This is a genomic window from Paenarthrobacter sp. TE3676, assembly GCF_056279165.1.
In genome coordinates, this window is record NZ_JBWBQU010000001.1 from 713,743 (window position 1) to 730,554 (window position 16,812).

Annotated in this window: 14 protein-coding genes; 6 read left to right on the forward strand and 8 right to left on the reverse strand. The window is 61.3% G+C overall.

The window, feature by feature from the left end; translation table 11 throughout:
• Nucleotides 1-16: 16 nt before the first annotated feature.
• The 4 genes from arc to ACZ881_RS03485 all read right to left on the reverse strand — a co-directional run bounded on the left by arc (nt 17) and on the right by ACZ881_RS03485 (nt 5,083).
• The gene (gene arc, locus ACZ881_RS03470) at nt 17-1,825 is read right to left on the reverse strand and encodes a proteasome ATPase (protein WP_091470741.1); all 1,809 of its coding nucleotides are present in this window, start codon (nt 1,823-1,825) and stop codon (nt 17-19) included.
• A 97-nt stretch (nt 1,826-1,922) separates the two neighbouring features.
• A complete protein-coding gene (locus ACZ881_RS03475) occupies nt 1,923-2,987 on the reverse strand; it encodes a tRNA (adenine-N1)-methyltransferase (protein WP_420178126.1) in 1,065 nt (354 codons plus the stop codon).
• A gap of 116 nt (nt 2,988-3,103) precedes the next feature.
• Entirely contained in the window at nt 3,104-4,270 is a 1,167-nt protein-coding gene (locus ACZ881_RS03480) for a site-2 protease family protein (RefSeq protein WP_476112536.1), read from the reverse strand.
• Nucleotides 4,271-5,083 (reverse strand): HAD family hydrolase, encoded by an 813-nt coding sequence (locus ACZ881_RS03485; RefSeq protein WP_364305186.1) that lies wholly within the window; start codon nt 5,081-5,083, stop codon nt 4,271-4,273.
• Between the two features lie 30 nt (nt 5,084-5,113).
• On the opposite strand from ACZ881_RS03485, the gene ACZ881_RS03490 reads away from it, so the two are divergent.
• Complete coding sequence (locus ACZ881_RS03490; RefSeq protein ID WP_054808090.1) at nt 5,114-6,019, forward strand: PAC2 family protein; 906 nt, start codon at nt 5,114-5,116, stop codon at nt 6,017-6,019.
• A gap of 73 nt (nt 6,020-6,092) precedes the next feature.
• On the opposite strand, the gene mshC is transcribed toward ACZ881_RS03490, so the two are convergent.
• Both mshC and ACZ881_RS03500 read right to left on the reverse strand, forming a co-directional pair.
• Nucleotides 6,093-7,370 (reverse strand): cysteine--1-D-myo-inosityl 2-amino-2-deoxy-alpha-D-glucopyranoside ligase, encoded by a 1,278-nt coding sequence (gene mshC / locus ACZ881_RS03495; RefSeq protein ID WP_476112539.1) that lies wholly within the window; start codon nt 7,368-7,370, stop codon nt 6,093-6,095.
• Nucleotides 7,371-7,385: 15 nt separating this feature from the next.
• Entirely contained in the window at nt 7,386-8,219 is an 834-nt protein-coding gene (locus ACZ881_RS03500) for an undecaprenyl-diphosphate phosphatase (protein ID WP_091470731.1), read from the reverse strand.
• A 52-nt stretch (nt 8,220-8,271) separates the two neighbouring features.
• On the opposite strand from ACZ881_RS03500, the gene ACZ881_RS03505 reads away from it, so the two are divergent.
• Nucleotides 8,272-9,204, forward strand: a complete 933-nt coding sequence (locus ACZ881_RS03505) for an aldo/keto reductase (RefSeq protein WP_476112541.1) — start codon at nt 8,272-8,274, stop codon at nt 9,202-9,204.
• A gap of 7 nt (nt 9,205-9,211) precedes the next feature.
• Here the strand turns inward: ACZ881_RS03505 and rfbA are convergent, their stop codons facing one another.
• Nucleotides 9,212-10,078: a glucose-1-phosphate thymidylyltransferase RfbA gene (gene rfbA, locus ACZ881_RS03510; RefSeq protein WP_476112543.1), complete on the reverse strand. Its 867-nt coding sequence runs from the start codon at nt 10,076-10,078 to the stop codon at nt 9,212-9,214.
• 53 nt (nt 10,079-10,131) lie between these two features.
• Here rfbA and rfbB point away from each other — a divergent pair, with 53 nt between their 5' ends.
• From rfbB to ACZ881_RS03530, 4 genes are all read left to right on the forward strand, one after another.
• Nucleotides 10,132-11,130: a dTDP-glucose 4,6-dehydratase gene (gene rfbB / locus ACZ881_RS03515; protein ID WP_476112545.1), complete on the forward strand. Its 999-nt coding sequence runs from the start codon at nt 10,132-10,134 to the stop codon at nt 11,128-11,130.
• 3 nt (nt 11,131-11,133) lie between these two features.
• Nucleotides 11,134-12,543: a sugar nucleotide-binding protein gene (locus ACZ881_RS03520; protein WP_476112547.1), complete on the forward strand. Its 1,410-nt coding sequence runs from the start codon at nt 11,134-11,136 to the stop codon at nt 12,541-12,543.
• Nucleotides 12,544-13,063: 520 nt separating this feature from the next.
• Complete coding sequence (locus ACZ881_RS03525) at nt 13,064-14,644, forward strand: WecB/TagA/CpsF family glycosyltransferase (RefSeq protein ID WP_476112549.1); 1,581 nt, start codon at nt 13,064-13,066, stop codon at nt 14,642-14,644.
• Nucleotides 14,641-15,477 carry a glycosyltransferase gene (locus ACZ881_RS03530; protein WP_476112551.1) on the forward strand — a complete coding sequence of 279 codons (837 nt, stop codon included), beginning with the start codon at nt 14,641-14,643 and terminating at the stop codon, nt 15,475-15,477. The genes ACZ881_RS03525 and ACZ881_RS03530 overlap by 4 nt, the downstream gene beginning before the upstream one ends.
• Here the strand turns inward: ACZ881_RS03530 and ACZ881_RS03535 are convergent, their stop codons facing one another.
• Complete coding sequence (locus ACZ881_RS03535; RefSeq protein ID WP_476112552.1) at nt 15,478-16,812, reverse strand: hypothetical protein; 1,335 nt, start codon at nt 16,810-16,812, stop codon at nt 15,478-15,480.

The window sequence follows — 16,812 nt, forward strand, 5'->3', positions numbered from 1 at the left end:
CCCTCGGGCCTTGCTGTCACAGGTATTGCCCAGTGTTGGCGGTGGTTTCGATGGACTTGCCAGGCTCCTGGCCTGCCTTGCCCTGAACGATGGTGCGGATGTAGGTGATCCTTTCGCCCTTCTTGCCCGAAATCCGTGCCCAGTCATCGGGGTTTGTGGTGTTGGGCATGTCCTCATGCTCACGGAACTCATCCACCACGGCCCGAAGCAGGTGATCGATCCGAAGACCTTTTTGGTGGCTGGTCAGCAAATCCTTGATGGCGTACTTCTTGGCCCGATCCACCACATTCTGGACCACGGCGCCGGAGTTGAAGTCCTTGAAGTACAGCATTTCGGTGTCGCCGTTGGCGTAGGTGACCTCGAGGTACTCGTTGGACTTCTCCGTGGAGTACATGGCCTCCACGGTGCGCTGGACCATGGCGTCCACGGTGGCCTGCACGTCGCCGCCATATTCAGCCAAATCCTGAGGGTGGAAGGGCAGGTCAGTGGTGATGTACTTTGCGAAGATGTCGGCTGCGGCCTCGGCGTCGGGTCGTTGAATCTTGACCTTCACGTCAAGGCGACCGGGACGAAGGATTGCGGGATCGATCATGTCCTCACGGTTTGAGGCCCCAATCACAATCACGTTGTCCAGGCGCTCCACACCGTCGATCTCACTGAGAAGCTGCGGCACGATGGTGGTTTCGACGTCGGAGGACACCCCGGTACCGCGGGTGCGGAACAAGGAATCCATTTCGTCGAAGAAGACCACCACGGGGCTGCCATCTGAAGCCTTTTCACGGGCGCGCGAGAAGATCAGCCGGATGTGGCGCTCGGTCTCACCCACGTACTTGTCAAGGAGCTCCGGACCCTTGATGTTCAGGAAATAGCTCTTGAGATCGGTGTTGCCCGCACGTTCCGCAGCCCGGGCAGCGAGGGAATTCGCTACTGCCTTGGCAATCAGGGTTTTACCGCAGCCCGGAGGGCCGTAGAGCAAGATGCCCTTGGGGGCCTTCAGGCCATGCTCACGGTAGAGGTCCGGATGGAGGAACGGCAGCTCCACGGCGTCGCGGATCTGCTCGATCTGCGGGCCAAGCCCACCGATGTCCTGGTAGGTGATGTCCGGAACTTCTTCGAGGACGAGGTTCTCCACCTCGGCGCGAGGGACCTTCTCCAGCGCGTAGCCGGTCCTTGAATCGAGCGACAACGCGTCGCCCACTTTCAAATGAACACTTTGGAGTGCCCCGGACAGCCTGACTACACGCTCTTCGTCGGCGCGGCCCACCACCAGTGCCCGGTCCTTGCCCAGCATTTCCTTGAGGGTGACCAGTTCGCCGGCGCGTTCGTAACCGAGCCCGGCCACTACCAGGAGTGCCTCGTTCAGCAGGACTTCCTGTCCTACAGCGAGCTGGTTGAGGTTGACGAGCGGGCTGACTCCCACGCGCATCTTGCGGCCGGAGTTGAAGATATCCACGGACTCTTCGGTGGCTGCCTGCCCGGAACTGCCGGCTGACGGCTGCTTCCGTGGGTTGATCTGCACCACGGTACCGAAGCTGTAAGGAGGCTGGCCCTCCTGCTCCAGGGCGCCCTTCAAACGAAGAATTTCAGCCTTCGCCGTTTCCAGCATGCTGACCAGTTTGCCGTTGTTCTGGGTCGCGGCTGCCAACTGGCGGTCGATGTGGCGAAGCTTGTCCCGGAGAATGTTGATTTGCCGTTCGGCAACAGTCAGCTCACTCGAGGTCTCCGGCGGTTGAACAACGCCAAGCCCCCGGCTTGCCGTATTCTCCGCTGCGTCGTTTGCTTCTTCCGGCGTCGGCCGTCCAAGGTCGTTGTTTGACGTATCCACGATTCATCAGCCCCTTCCTGCGCTTAACAAGACCTTAGTCCCGAAAAGCTCAGGGTGCTGGGTGACATCCGGAATGCGAACCCTATTGTGACCTTTGTCAGTTTGTGACTGAGGGATCATCCTGAACGTTGGTCCCGGCGATGGCATCACGTGCTGCACGGCGCAGCTTTTTGTCCGAGACGGAACGCTCCCCCACTGCTGCAGGGGTCCAGGCGTTGAGGTCCTCTTCGCTGAATTCGGTCTTGGAAGGGCGGCGCTTCACGGAAATTCCCGTGACGCCCTCAGCGAGACGGCGGGTGACCAGCAGGAATCCGGTGTGGGCGACCATCCGGTGGTCCGGACGGACAGCAAGGCCCTCGAGGTGCCAGCCACGAACCATCGATTCCCAAGCGTCCGGCTCGGTGAAGCGGCCGTCAGCGCGGATGGCTTCGGCAGTGCGGGACAACTGGGTGACTGTTGCTACGTAGTTGATCCAGACACCGCCTGGAGCCAGGACAGTAGCAACCGCGTCCAAGCACTCCCACGGCGCAAGCATGTCCAGCACGACCCGGTCCACGGACCCCGGGGCCTCGGCCTTGACTACCTCTTCCTGGAAATCTCCCAGGGAGATCTGCCACGCGGGGTGCGGTCCACCGAAGATGGTCTCAACGTTCCCCCTGGCGATGTCCGCGAACTCTTCGCGACGCTCGAAGGAGTGGAGGTAGCCGCCGTCGCCGACTGCGCGCAGCAGGGAGATGGAGAGTGCGCCGGAGCCAACGCCGGCTTCCACAACCCGCGCGCCCGGGAAGATATCGGCCATGGTGACGATCTGGCCTGCATCTTTGGGATAAACCACAGCGGCACCACGGGGCATGGACAGAACGAAGTCGGAGAGCAGCGGCCGCAAGGTCTGATACTGCTGGCCGACGTTGTTGCTAACCACCGAGCCATCCACCTTGCCGATGATTTCATCGTGGTTCAAGAAGCCGCGGTGCGTATGGAAGGCGCCGCCCACTTCCAAGGTGATGGTGTTCATGCGCCCACGCTCGTCCGTGAGCTGGACCCGCTCGCCCACACGGAAAGGCCCGCGGCGTCGTGCAGCGCCCGTCGGCTGGACTGTTGAGCCGGTACCGGGCTCGTCAGTGCCTGTGGTTGCTGCGGGGGCGGCGGTTTCGCTGCTCATGTGGTGTTCCTCGCTCCTGTACGGCTGGGCCGCGGTGTGTAACCGGCTGGTGGGCGCCAAAATTCAATGGGTCTGTCTTGTATAACCGCCGGCATGTAACTCTACCGGCAAGGCAGTCAGGCGCGCCCGCTCTTGCGTGCTTCCTTACCTGTTATGGCCGTCACTACGGCCTGCTGGCGGAGCAGCCCGGTGACGATTCCGTTGTGATCAACCACAGCGTATTCGCCGCCCTCCAGGCGCGCCAAGTACTGGATCAGTTCCTGCCCCTTGGACCATTCGGGGACGTACGCCCCGGCGGCCAGGGCATGCGCGACTGCGGTGACAGGCGTCGTCGTGGCAGCTGCGGCTGGAACAGCGAGCGTTGCGCCGAAATCCACAACTCCCTGCGGTTTGCCGTCGGGACCGCAAATCACGACGGCGGGACTTCCGGCGGGTGAAATGTCCAGGACGTCTGCCACTGAAGCCGAGTTCGGCACGCCCACTGCGGGCTCAGCCAACCCCGCGGCACTTACCAGGTACAGACGACTGCGGAGCTTTGCATGGTGGATGGAGCTCGAGGCGCCCATCCAGAGGAAGCCGCACACCAACACGGTGATCACAATGAAGGTGAGGTCCGGCCAAGCGCCGCTGATCAAGGGCAAGCCAATAAACCAAATGACCAGCACCACAACGATGATGCGCCCGGACCACCCTGCGGCAATGGTGCCCTTGTCCTGGCTACCGGTCGCTTTCCATACAGCAGACTCCACCAAACGCCCGCCATCCAGTGGCATCCCGGGAAGTATGTTGAAGATGCCGATCAAGAGGTTTGCCCTCATCAGGATGTCACCCAGGGTCGCCGACACTCCGCTGAGCAAGTCGGCGGACATTACTGCCCACATGACCGCGGCGACGACGAAGTTGGAAACAGGCCCAGCCAGGGCGACGATGACGGACTTCCCCGGGGAAGCTGTGAAGTTCTCGAATTGAGTGTGTCCACCCCAAAGATTCAGAACGATCTTCTCGGTTGGCCATTTGAAGGCCTTTGCGCTGAGCGCATGTGCAAGTTCATGGATCAGGACGGAAATGGCGAGCAGCAGGGCAATGCACAGCGCCACAAGGTAGGCCCAGTTATTCAGGTAGGGCATGTAGTCCATCAACACCGGCCCGTAAACGAACACCGTAAAGGCCGCGATGACAAACCACGAATACGCAAGGTAGACGGGAATGCCGGCGATTCGTCCGAGGGGAATGCCGTCCCTCTTTTTGGTTTGCGGGTGTTGCTGTGTGGAGGGGCTGCTCACCTAGTTGGCCCCTTCGAACAGGTTGGCTGCGGCGAATCGGTCCGCCACGAGCTGCTGTAGATCGATTGCGGTACGGCCCACCAACGTGGGCCACGTGATCATCCGGGGGTCTTCCGGGAGGGGAACCTGATGGGGAATTCCCACTGTGACCACACCCGAAGCGATAGCGGCAGTGGCACCTGGGATGGAATCCTCCAAGGCGACGCAGTGGTCGATGGTGACGGACGGGTCGTTCAACCTGAGGCGTTCCACGGCGGTGAGGTAGGCCTCCGGGTGCGGCTTCCCGTTGGTGACGGTGTCACCTGTCACCATGAACTCGAAGTAGGGCTTGGGAAGGCTCTCCACCACCACTCCGGCCAACGGGCCTTCGGACATGGTCACCAGGGCGCAGCGGATGCCCGCCAAGTGGAGTTCATCCAGCAGTTCGCGTGCCCCGGGCCGCCATGGGACTTCTTTACGGACCTGCTCGATGACTTGTGCGCTCAGCGTGTCCACGATGTCACGGGCTTCGAGCCTGACGCCCGCGGCCTGCAGGACGGCTGCCGAGTGAAGCAGGGACTGTCCCACCAATTGCATTGCCTGCTGGTGGGACCATGTGCCGCCGTGGGATTCCACCAGGGCGCGCTCCGCAGCGATCCAGTAGGGTTCCGTGTCCACGAGTGTGCCATCCATATCCCAGAGCACGGCTTTGAGGAGGGGCTGGCTGGGTAACGAATGCATGGTTTCCAGTCTACGTGGAACCTGGCGGGCGGCCGTTCGTCCGTTGCGCTGTGGGCGAATCCCGGACACGCTTCGGCGTGAAATGCCATGCATCCACGAGGGTCTTGGACGTAGGGTGAGTGGATGAACAGTGTGGACGGGACCCCCGAAGGACAGGACATCACCGCGGAGCCCGAGCGTTTCCTTAAGGAACCCGCGGACGGCCAACGTGTCACGGTAATGCTCGCCGCGTTTGAGGGCTGGAATGACGCCGGAGAGGCCGCTAGCGATGCCCTGCACTACTTGAACAAGCTCTGGGATGGCAAGAAGGTTGCCACTGTGGATGCCGAGGAGTACTACGACTTCCAGTTCACGCGGCCCACCGTGCGTCGCACGTCCTCAGGTGCCCGGAAGGTGAAATGGCCGTCGACCCGGATTTACAAGGCTGAAGTTCCGGACAGCAACGTTGACGTGGTCCTCGTGCTCGGTACCGAACCTTCATACCGCTGGCGCGCCTACACCACCGAATTACTGGTCCATGCCGAAGCGCTCAAGGTGGACTCCGTGATTTTGGTGGGCGCGCTGCTGGCCGACGTGCCCCATAGCCGTCCAATTCCGGTTAGCACCACCACCGAGGACAGTTCCCTGCGGGAGCGCCTCAACCTGGAGGCTTCCCAGTACGAGGGGCCAGTGGGCATCGTGGGCGTGCTCGCAGAGTTCGCAATGCTGGCAGGGCTGCCCACGGTCTCCCTGTGGGCAGCAGTTCCGCATTACGTCGCCCAGCCGCCCTCCCCCAAGGCACAGCTCGCGATCCTGCACAGGATCGAGGATCTGCTGCAGGTTCCTTTGGACAGCCAGGCGTTGGCTGAAGAATCGGAGGCTTGGGAGCGTGGAGTGGACGAGCTCGCCACGGAGGACCCTGAAATTGCTGCCTATGTGCGGCAACTGGAAGAAGCGAAGGACACCGCCGATCTCCCGGAGGCGTCCGGTGAGTCAATCGCCCGCGAGTTTGAGCGGTACCTGAAGCGACGCGGTAAAGAGCGCCCCTAAGGGATCAGTACCGGCAAAAACCAACAACGGCCCTGACAAGATGTCAGGGCCGTTGATTGTTTTCTTGGGGAGCTTATAGCTCAACGCCGAGCAAAGCATCAATGGCGTCGCTAACAAGGGCGGTATCCTGCTCCGACTTCTCAGCGGCAGTGCGAATCGCTTCCTTCGCCCAAGAGTCGACGGCGGCGATTGCGCCAGGAGCGTTGAGGTCGTTGGCAAGTTCATCGCGCATGGCAGATATCAGTCCTGCAGCGGATCCGGCCGGCGCGCAGTCCAAGGCAGCACGCCACTGTGTGAGCCGGTCCTTGGCTTCGGCGAACTCCGCATCGGTCCATGACCAGTCCGAGCGGTAGTGGTGGGCAAGGATGGCAAGGCGGATGGCCGCCGGCTCCTCCCCTGCAGCGCGCAGCTTTGAGACAAGTACCAGGTTGCCCTTGGACTTGCTCATCTTCTCGCCGTCCAAGCCCACCATGCCGGCGTGTGAGTAGTGGCGAGCCAGCGGAACGCCGGACAAGGAGTAGGCATGGCCTGCGCCCATTTCATGGTGCGGGAAGACCAGATCAGAGCCGCCGCCCTGAACAGTGAAGGGGGCGGGAAGGTACTTTTGTGCGATCACCGTACATTCGATGTGCCAACCCGGCCGGCCATCGCCCAAGGTAGCTCCGGGCCAGCTCGGTTCGCCGTCCCGTGCAACGCGCCAGAGCAAGGGATCGAGGGCGTGGCGCTTGCCCGCCCTGGCTGGGTCGCCACCGCGCTCTGCGAACAGCTCCAGCATTTCCTTTTCGCCGAGGCCGGAGACATCGCCCAGTGTCCAGGCGTCTGTGGCGTCGGAGCGCTTGCCCGCCGTCTCGACGTCGTAGTAGACATCGCCGTCGGGCTCTCCTTCAGAACCGGCAACGCGATAAGCAACGCCGTCGGCAATAAGCTGCTCGATAGCGGGCACGATGTCCGGGATCGCCTCGACTGCGCCGATGTAGTGGTTCGGCGCGAGGACATTCAGGGCGTCCATGTCTGTCTGGAAAAGGTCGATCTGGCTCTGGGCCAAGTCACGCCAGTCCACGCCTGTTGCCGTGGCGCGCTCCAGGAGCGGATCATCGATGTCCGTGACGTTCTGGACGTAGGAGACCCGGACGCCGGCATCGCGCCAGGCACGGTTCAGGAGGTCGAATGCCACATAGCTGGCCGCGTGTCCCATGTGGGTAGCGTCATACGGCGTGATGCCACAGACGTACATTGACTGTTCCGGCTGTCTCTCGACGTCCACCACTCGGCCGATGGCTGTGTCGTACAGCCGTAGTTGCGGCATGCTGCCGGGCAGCTCAGGAACAGGGCGGGAGGTCCACGATTTCACGACTCAACCTTAGTGCTAGGCACTGATGACATTGAAACCGAGCAGGACATACAAAGCCAGGCCCAGGAGGATGCGGTACCAAACGAAGAGCCTGTAACTGCGGGTGGAGACAAACTTCAGGAACCAGCCAATAATGATGTAACCCACCACGAAAGCGATCACCGTGGCCAAGGCAGTCTCCGGGAGACCGTAGGGGCCAGCAAGGCCCTCGTTCGTCACTGTCTTATAAAGCTGGTAAAGGCCGCTGCCGAACACCGCGGGTATGGCCAGGAGGAAGGAGTACCGGGCAGCTGCTTCACGGGTGTAACCCATGAGGAGGCCGGCTGTGATGGTGCCGCCGGAGCGGGAAACGCCCGGGATCAACGCCATGGCTTGCGCGAAGCCGTAGAGGATGCCGTGCTTATAGCTCAGTTGCGTGAGGTCCCTCTCTTGCCGGCCGATGGCATCGGCGACAGCAAGAATCATGCCGAAGACGATCAGCATGGTGGCAACGATCCACATACTGCGTAACACTGACTCAATCTGGTCCTGGAACAGCAGGCCCAGGATGATGATGGGCAAGCTGCCCAGGATGACCAGCCAACCCATGCGGGCATCCGGATTGTTGCGCTCGACTTTGCCCGTGAGGGAGCCGAACCAAGCCCCGACGATCCGGACGATGTCCCGCCAGAAGTAGACGATTACAGCGGTTTCAGTTCCCAGCTGCGTAATGGCCGTGAAGGCTGCACCCGGATCTGCGGCATTCGGAAGGAACGAGCCGACAATGCGCAGGTGTGCGCTCGAGGAAATCGGGAGGAATTCGGTGAGGCCCTGCACCAGGCCCAGCAAGGCTGCTTCTATCCAGTTCACGTGAATAGACCCTACGTCATGAAGTCCGCAAACTCCCCGTAAGCTAACTGCTATGCAGCAGCGTTATGTCGGAAACAGTGGGTTCCGCGTGTCCTCTTTATCCCTTGGCACCATGTCCTGGGCCCAGGAAACCGACGAGCAGGACGCGGCTGAACTGCTCCATGAATTCGTTGCCGCTGGCGGCACTGTTGTAGACACGGCAGCGTCCTACGCGCAAGGCCGGGCAGAAGCGATGTTGGGATCCATGCTGGGCGACGTCGTGGCCCGTTCCGAAATTGTGATTTCCACTAAAGCCGGCGTGTCGTCCTCGGACTCCAGGCGCAGCGTCGACGCTTCCCGCGGCGCAATGCTCTCCGCACTTGATGCCAGCCTCGCCAGGCTTGGCACCGACTACATTGACATTTGGTTCGCCCACGAGTGGGATCCGAATGTTCCCTTGGACGAGACTCTTTCGGCTTTGGAACTTGCCCAGCGGAGCGGACGTGCCCGCTATGTGGGTATCTCCAATTACAACGGTTGGCAGACGGCCAAGGCAGCGGCCGTGGCCGGCTTCACCCTCGTGGCCAACCAGTCCGAATACTCCCTCGTCCACCGTAAAGCCGAGGAAGAACTCATCCCTGCGGTGGAAGACGCCGGCCTGGGGCTGATGGCGTGGGCGCCTCTGGGCCGTGGAGTACTCAGCGGCAAATACCGTGGCCAGATTCCTGCCGATTCCCGTGCCGCACAGAGTCGGTTGGCCGGTTACGTCGAGCCGTATCTCGAGTCGCGGCCATCACGTGTGGTGGAGGCCGTGGCCATGGCCGCCCGCGGACTTGGCCGGACACCGATGGACGTGTCCCTCAGCTGGTTGCTCTCCCGGCCTGGCGTTGCCACAGCAATCGTCGGCCCCAGGAACGCCGTTCAGCTGAAGGAAGTACTGGACGCCCAATTGACGGCGCTGCCGGCTGAAATTGCGCGCGCTCTCGAGGACGTTTCAGCAGCTTGATTTCGGCCTACTGGCGGTCCAGAATGTCCAAAAGGTAACTGCCGTAGCCGCTCTTGGCGAGCTTGGCAGCCTGCTGGCGGAGCTCGTCATCCGTCAGGTAGCCCATCCGCCAAGCCACCTCCTCTGGAGCACCAATCTTCAATCCCTGTCGGTTTTCCGTGGTACGGACATAGTTTGAGGCGTCATTCAGGTCACTGAAGGTACCGGTGTCCAGCCAAGCGGTTCCCCGGGGAAATTTCTGCACATGCAACCGGCCAAGCTCCATATATTTCCTGTTGATATCCGTGATCTCCAGTTCCCCCCGCGGAGAGGGTTGCAGCTCCGTGGCCATGGCAACCACGTTGTTGTCATAAAAGTAAAGTCCAGGAACGGCATAATTGCTTTTGGGCGCTGCGGGCTTTTCTTCGATGGAAACGGCCATGCCTTGGTCGTCGAACTCCACCACACCGTAGGCGGACGGGTCCTTGACCCAGTACCCGAAGATGGCTCCACCGTCCACATCGGCATAATGTCGGAGCTGGTTGCCCATGCCGGGGCCGTTGAAAATGTTGTCGCCCAGGATCAGCGCCACTTTGCCGCTACCGATATGCTGTTCCCCCAGAATGAATGCCTGGGCAAGCCCGTCCGGCGTCGGCTGCCGGGCATAGCTCAAATTAATGCCGAATTGGGAACCATTGCCCAACAGGTTTTCGAATTGAGGGCCATCCGTTGGTGTCGTGATGATAAGGATGTCGCGGATGCCGGCAAGCATCAAGGTGCACAGTGGGTAGTAGATCATTGGCTTGTCGAAGACGGGTACCAATTGCTTGCTTATTCCGAGCGTAATGGGATGGAGCCGGGATCCTGTTCCACCGGCCAGAATAATTCCGCGCATCTAACTGTCCTCTCCCGCTGCACATCGCCGTATTCGACGGTTACGCTTTGGCCATGCAGAGAATCCTTGTCACCGGCGGGGCCGGATTCATCGGATGCAATTTCGTTCACTTCATCATGGAGCACACCCGTCTCCATGTCACTGTCTTGGACAAACTGACTTACGCGGGCAGCATTGAATCGCTGTCGGGACTACCCACAGACCGTTTTGAATTCTTCGAGGGTGACATCTGCGATGCTGCTGTGGTGGACGTATTGACATCCTCGGTGGATGCGGTTGTCCACTTTGCCGCCGAGTCGCACAACGACAACTCGTTGGAGGAGCCCCGGCCTTTCCTGGACACTAACCTGCTCGGCACATTCACCCTCATCGAAGCGGCGCGAAAGCACGGTACCCGGTTCCATCACATCTCCACGGATGAGGTGTACGGAGATCTGGCCTTGGACGATCCTCACCGGTTCACGGAAGACTCCACATACCGTCCCACAAGTCCGTATTCCGCAACGAAAGCGGGCTCGGACATGTTGGTGCGCGCCTGGGTTCGCTCGTTCGGCCTCAAGGCGACCATCAGTAATTGTTCCAACAACTACGGTCCTTACCAGCATGTGGAGAAGTTCATTCCACGGCAGATCACCAACATCCTTGACGGTTTCCGACCCCGCCTCTACGGCAACGGGCGGAACGTCCGGGACTGGATCCACGTGGAGGACCACTCGTCCGCAATCTTGGCGATATTGGAAGGCGGCCGCTTGGGCGAAACCTACTTAATCGGCGCCGACGGCGAACGTTCCAACCGCGAGGTAGTTGAGATGTTGCTTACCCTCGTGGGGCAGCCCCGCGATGCTTATGACCTGGTGACCGACCGGCCCGGTCACGATCTCCGTTACGCCATCGATTCAAGCAAACTTCGACGCGAGCTCGGTTGGTCGCCCCGTTATTCGGACTTCGACGCCGGGCTGGCTGACACAGTGCAGTGGTACAGGGACAACGAACACTGGTGGCGGCCGCAGAAGGCAGCCACGGAGTCCAAATACGCTGGACAGGGGCACTAAGGCGTGGAGCCGGGACGGCAGCTGCGTTCGAGGACCACGCCCATCCCTGGCCTGCTGCTGTTTGAGCTGCCTGTTCACGGGGATGACAGGGGGTGGTTCAAAGAGAACTGGCACAGGACCAAGATGCTGGATGCCGGGCTGCCCGACTTCGGTCCGGTGCAGAACAACATTTCCTTCAACGCAATGCGCGGTACGGTTCGGGGCATTCATGCTGAACCCTGGGACAAGTTCGTTTCCTTGGCCTGCGGCCGGATCTTCGGCGCGTGGGTTGACCTTCGCGAGGGCCCGACTTTCGGGACGCTGTTTACCGCAGAGCTGACGCCTCAGGACGCCGTTTTTGTCCCCCGTGGGGTGGGCAACGCCTTCCAAACGCTGGATGACGACACGGCGTACACGTACCTGGTTAACGATCACTGGAGCGCGGAGGCACAGAAGGAGTACACGTTCCTCAACCTTGCCGATGAGGAAGTAGCCGTGCGGTGGCCAATCCCCTTGGAGAAGTCCATTGTGTCTGCACAGGACAGGAAGCATCCGCGGTTGGGTGACGTTGTTCCCATGCAGGGGCGGCGGACGCTGGTCCTTGGAGCGGACGGCCAGTTGGGTACAGCCCTCCGGCATGCTTTCTCGGGCGACGCCACGGCGGAGTTCGCCAGTCGGGCGCAGTTCGACATCAGCGTAGAGGACGCATATGAGGCACTCAACTGGCGCAATTACTCCACGATCATCAACGCAGCCGCTTTCACTGCCGTCGATGCCGCCGAGACTCCGGAAGGCCGCGCAGCTGCCTGGAGCATCAACTCCGCTGCCGTTTCCCGCTTGGCGCGTACCGCCGTCGAGCATTCACTGACTCTGGTCCATGTATCCAGCGACTACGTGTTCGACGGAACAACAGAAGTGCACCACGAAGATGAAGTTCCCACTCCCCTGAGTGTCTATGGCCAAAGCAAGGCCGCCGGTGATCTTGCTGTGAGCACCGTACCGAAGCACTACATCGTGAGGACAAGCTGGGTAGTGGGTGACGGAAAGAACTTTGTTCGAACCATGGCTTCGTTGGCCGTCAAGGGGGCCTCGCCATCGGTGGTGGATGACCAACGGGGACGGTTGAGCTTCGCAGCTGACATCGCGGAGGGCATTCATCACCTGCTCCGAAGCAAGGCGCCCTACGGGACGTACAACCTCAGCAACAGCGGTGAAGCCAAGTCCTGGTATGAGGTGGCCCGCGACATCTACGGCTTACAGGGCGTCGATCCAGATCTTGTGCAACCCATTAGTACATCGGACTACGCGAAGCCCAACACTGCGCCGAGGCCACCAAGCAGTGTCCTGGACCTGAGCAGAATCCGCGCCACCGGATTTGATCCGCCCGATGCGAGGGAGCGTCTGGCTGAGTACCTCAAAGGCTTGGAGCTCTAGCGGAGAGCCCTGAAAAGTCCTAAAGTGGCCCTACGGCAGCCTCTTGCAGGGGCCGGGAGACAACTCAAGTAAACATGTTGACACGGCGGCACAGGTCCGCCACCGACGATCCAGGCAGTGCAGCAGCCTCGGATCGTCGGCCACATGGTGATGCCTTGAGTTGGAGCCGAGAATGCTGCTACCGAAAATCGTGCCCACCGGAGATCTCTTCCACCGGGTAGTCCCATACCTTTACCCGCGACGCGGTGTCGCTGCCGGTAATCTCCATCCTGAACCGCACGCACGAATGGTTGAAACCGGAGTGCGCGCGTCCGATTCGCCTTGGGTGAGCCTTGGCGGGGTTCCAGTAAGGCTCATGGAAGCTGACGGCGCGCTAGGGGAGATTTTGGACCGTGCAAGCTCCCCCGAAGCACCTCCCCTGGGCGTTTGTTCTGCAAATTTGGACCACATCCGGCATTTTGGAGCAGGAAGCCGTTGGATTGGCACATTGGACCCACCAGGGCCTGTTGAATGGCTAACCTTGATCGATGGCGCACCCCTGGCCACCGAGGCCCGGCGCCTCACTTCGCGGATATGGCCCCGCCTTGCGGGCAGCGACCTCATTCACCCCCTGTTGGATGGAGCAACTACACGGGGACTGCGCCTTGGTTTCCTGGGAGGTTCAGAAGAGACCCAGGAACTGATCGCGAGGAAGTTCGCAGCAGAGCGGCCTGATTTGACGGTGGTGGGATGGTGGGCTCCTGCCAGATCCACGCTGGGCGATGCGGCCTCATCCCGCAAGCTCGCCGACGAGATACGGCTGGCGGCCCCGGATGTCCTGGTGGTTGGTTTGGGAAAACCCCGCCAGGAACTGTGGATTGCCGAGTACGGCCACCTGACCGGCGCCAAGGTCCTGCTCGCATTCGGTGCCGTTGTGGACTTCCTGGCCGGGCATGTCCGGCGCGCTCCCGTATGGGCCAGCTCGCATGGACTCGAATGGGCATGGCGCCTCATGCTGGAGCCGCGCCGCTTGGCCCGCCGTTACCTGGTGGAGGGACCGGAGGCCTACGTGAAATTACGCATGGCGAGCAGCCGTGTCCCGGCCGCGGGCGGTGCGGTGGCAAGCCCTGTAGCCATCGGGACCAACTTCGTCCCTGAGCCCGTGCCCAGCCGGGGTCAGGGATCATTCGTACCGACGACCGACAGGGCAGACGTCTCCGTCGTTGTTGTCACCTACAACAACGCCGACGACGTCGGGCCACTGGTCGCCAGCCTGCGGAAAGAAGCGGCGGCTGTTCGGATCAAAGTGGTGGTGGCCGACAACTCTCCCGACGAAAGCACCTTTCTTGAACTGTCACACCATCCCGATATCACGGCGGTTCGAACGGGAGGAAACCTCGGTTATGCCGGCGGCATCAATGCAGCGTTGTCCGTGGCCGGAGAGGCAGGAAGCTATCTCATCCTCAACCCGGACCTGCGCGTGGAACCCGGTGCGTTGACCGCCATGCTCAAGCGCATGAACACCCAGGGGGCCGGCATGGTGGTACCGGTCTTGTTGGACAATGACGCAAGTATCTACCCGTCCTTGCGCCGTGAGCCGGGCGTTCTGCGAGCGCTGGGTGACGCGGCGCTGGGCAGCCATGTGAAGGCCAGGCCGGGTTGGTTGTCGGAGATGGACTTTGACCCGGAGAGTTACCTGCATGGGCATCGGGTTGATTGGGCGACGGGTGCGGCTCTGCTGATTAGTGCTGATGCGGCGAAGGCGGTGGGTGCATGGGACGAGCAGTTCTTTCTGTATTCGGAAGAAACCGATTATTGCCATCGTGTGAGGGCCGCGGGTTTTTCCATCTGGTTTGAGCCGGCGGCCCGGATGTGGCATGAGCGTGGGGGGTCGGGGTCGTCGCCGGAGTTGACTGCTTTGATGTCGGTCAACCGGGTCCGCTATGCGGCCAAATATCTTGGGCGTGGCCGGGCCATGGCTTTTAGGGGTGCTGTGCTCGCCGCGGAGGTTGCCCGCTTCAATAAGCCCGGGCATCGGGACGCGGCGTTGGCGGTCCTGAGTCAACGGCGTTGGGCGGCGCTCCCCCACGCTACGCGTACCTCGACTGTAACCTTGCGATGACCGGGTCCTATCCCTCCGGTGCAATCATCATTCCGGCGCATAACGAGGCCGGGGTGATCAGCAGGACGTTGGAGGCATTGAGGGAGGTCATCGAGTGGGGCACGGTTGATGTGGTGGTGGCCTGTAACGGGTGCAGGGACGCTACTGCAGCGATTGCGTCCCGGTGCAAAGGTGTTCATGTGGTTCACGTGCGCGAGGCGTCCAAGACTGCGGCGTTGAACGCTGCCGACGAGGCCACGGAGCGTTGGCCGCGGCTTTACCTGGATGCTGATATTGAGGTTAGCGCCCCTGCGGTTCGTGCTGTCTTTGTTGCCTTGGAGGACAACAGTTTGCTGGCCGCCCGTCCTGCTTTTCGATATGACACCGAGGGCGCGTCCGTGTTGGTCAGGGCTTACTACCGTGCCCGTTCCCGTATACCGGGTAATGCTCAAGGGCTTTGGGGTGCAGGCGCGTATGCCCTGAGCTTTTCAGGGCACGAGAGGTTGGGCAGGTTCCCTTCCTTTACCGGTGATGACTACTATGTGGACCGGCTTTTTTCTGACGGGGAGAAGGCGGTGCTGCCCACGGAGCCGGTGGTTGTCCGGACGCCGCGGACGTGCTCGGCACTGTTGTCTGTCCTCAGGCGTACGTATCGGGGGAACGCGGAGCAGGATGGTGTGTCCGGCGGTGCTTCCAGTGCGCGGACCATACGGGAATTGCTGTCCTCCGTCCGGGGGCCGCTGAGTTTGTTCGATGCCGCCGTCTATGTCGCGTTCGCCGGTGCGGGCCGTCGTCGTCCGCTGGTATCACGCAAGTCGGCGGCCGTTTGGGAGCGGGACGACAGCAGCCGTTAGTCAGTAGCCGCAGCTGCCGCCGCCTTCGATGCTGTACAGGTGGATTGCGTTGCCATCGACGAAGGCGTCTGTGAAGGTTCCGTCCTCTATGGGGATGGTGCGGTTTTCATCGATGACGACGGCGGTGCTGCCGCCGCAGTTCACTGTGAAGGTTGCGGTTCCGCCGGTGCCCTTGTCTGCTCCCGCGAAGACGTAGACCTTGCCGTTGTGGAGTTTGGTTGCGAGGTCCACTGGTCCGGTGGCTGTGGTGGCGCCGTCCAGGAAGGGGGCGTTGAGGACAGGGGCGAGCTTGTTGATTTGTTTGTTGACGGCGGTAACTGTGGGGCGGGCTTCGCCTGGGCAATCACGCAACACATGTTGGGTCACGCAGTCTCCGCCAAAACTATGGTTGAAGTAGATGATCCCGCGGGCTCCGTGGATGAGGCTGCTCCAGACTGCTGCGCGAATTTCGGGTCCGCTGATTGTTGTCGCCTGTGGTGAGTCCTCAAAGGGGTGTCCCACCTCCACGAATGCCCACACGGGTGCGTTGCCTTCCGTGAGTTTTCGGATACGCTCAACGGTCCACCCATAGTTGGCTGCCAATCGGCATTCGGAGTCTGTCAGGTCCCTGGCGTAGCCGGTGATTGCTCCGCCCTCTGTTTGGGCGCAAATGTTGGGATCTGTGAACCAGTAGTTGTCTGCTGATACGAGGTCCTGGGTTCCGTTGATGAAAGCCCGGGATTGTTCATCGGAGAGCCAGAACGTCACCCCTTTGCCATAGTTCGCATAGGTCATGATTCCCGGTGGAGCGGAGGCTCGTAACTGCTTTTGCACTGTATAGCCGCATTTGGACTCTTCAGGCGAGCATATAGGGCCTTCGCCCGGGAACTTGCCGGTCCATTGGGCGTCTCCTGCCCCACCCCACATGTCTACTTCGTCGCCCAAGGCATAGCCGGATGCCGGGGCTGCAGCGAATGTGGGAATCGCGTACATTCCCGAAGCCCTGACGAGGTCGAGGTCGGAGTCCGGAGTCAGGACCACGTACGTGTTTAGTCCCGCCGCGCGATCCTTTGCGACGTAGTCCTTTTCCAAGGCACTTTCGAACCAAACGCCGACAGGAAAGAAGTAGGGTTCGATGGGTAAGCCGTTCGTGAATCGAGAGTAGAAGTCGAGGCCGCCGTCGACGTCGCGGAGTTCTATTCCAGGCGGGTGCGTCGTTGTGCTTCGCGGCGTTTGGATACTGGGTTCTGGTTCGGCAGCGGGGCCTGGTCCCGGCGCGCCACCAACGACCGCTGTTGCGGCCAAGAGGCAGAACAAGGCAAGTGCGCCTAACATTGCGGTTGTTTTCCGTTTCAT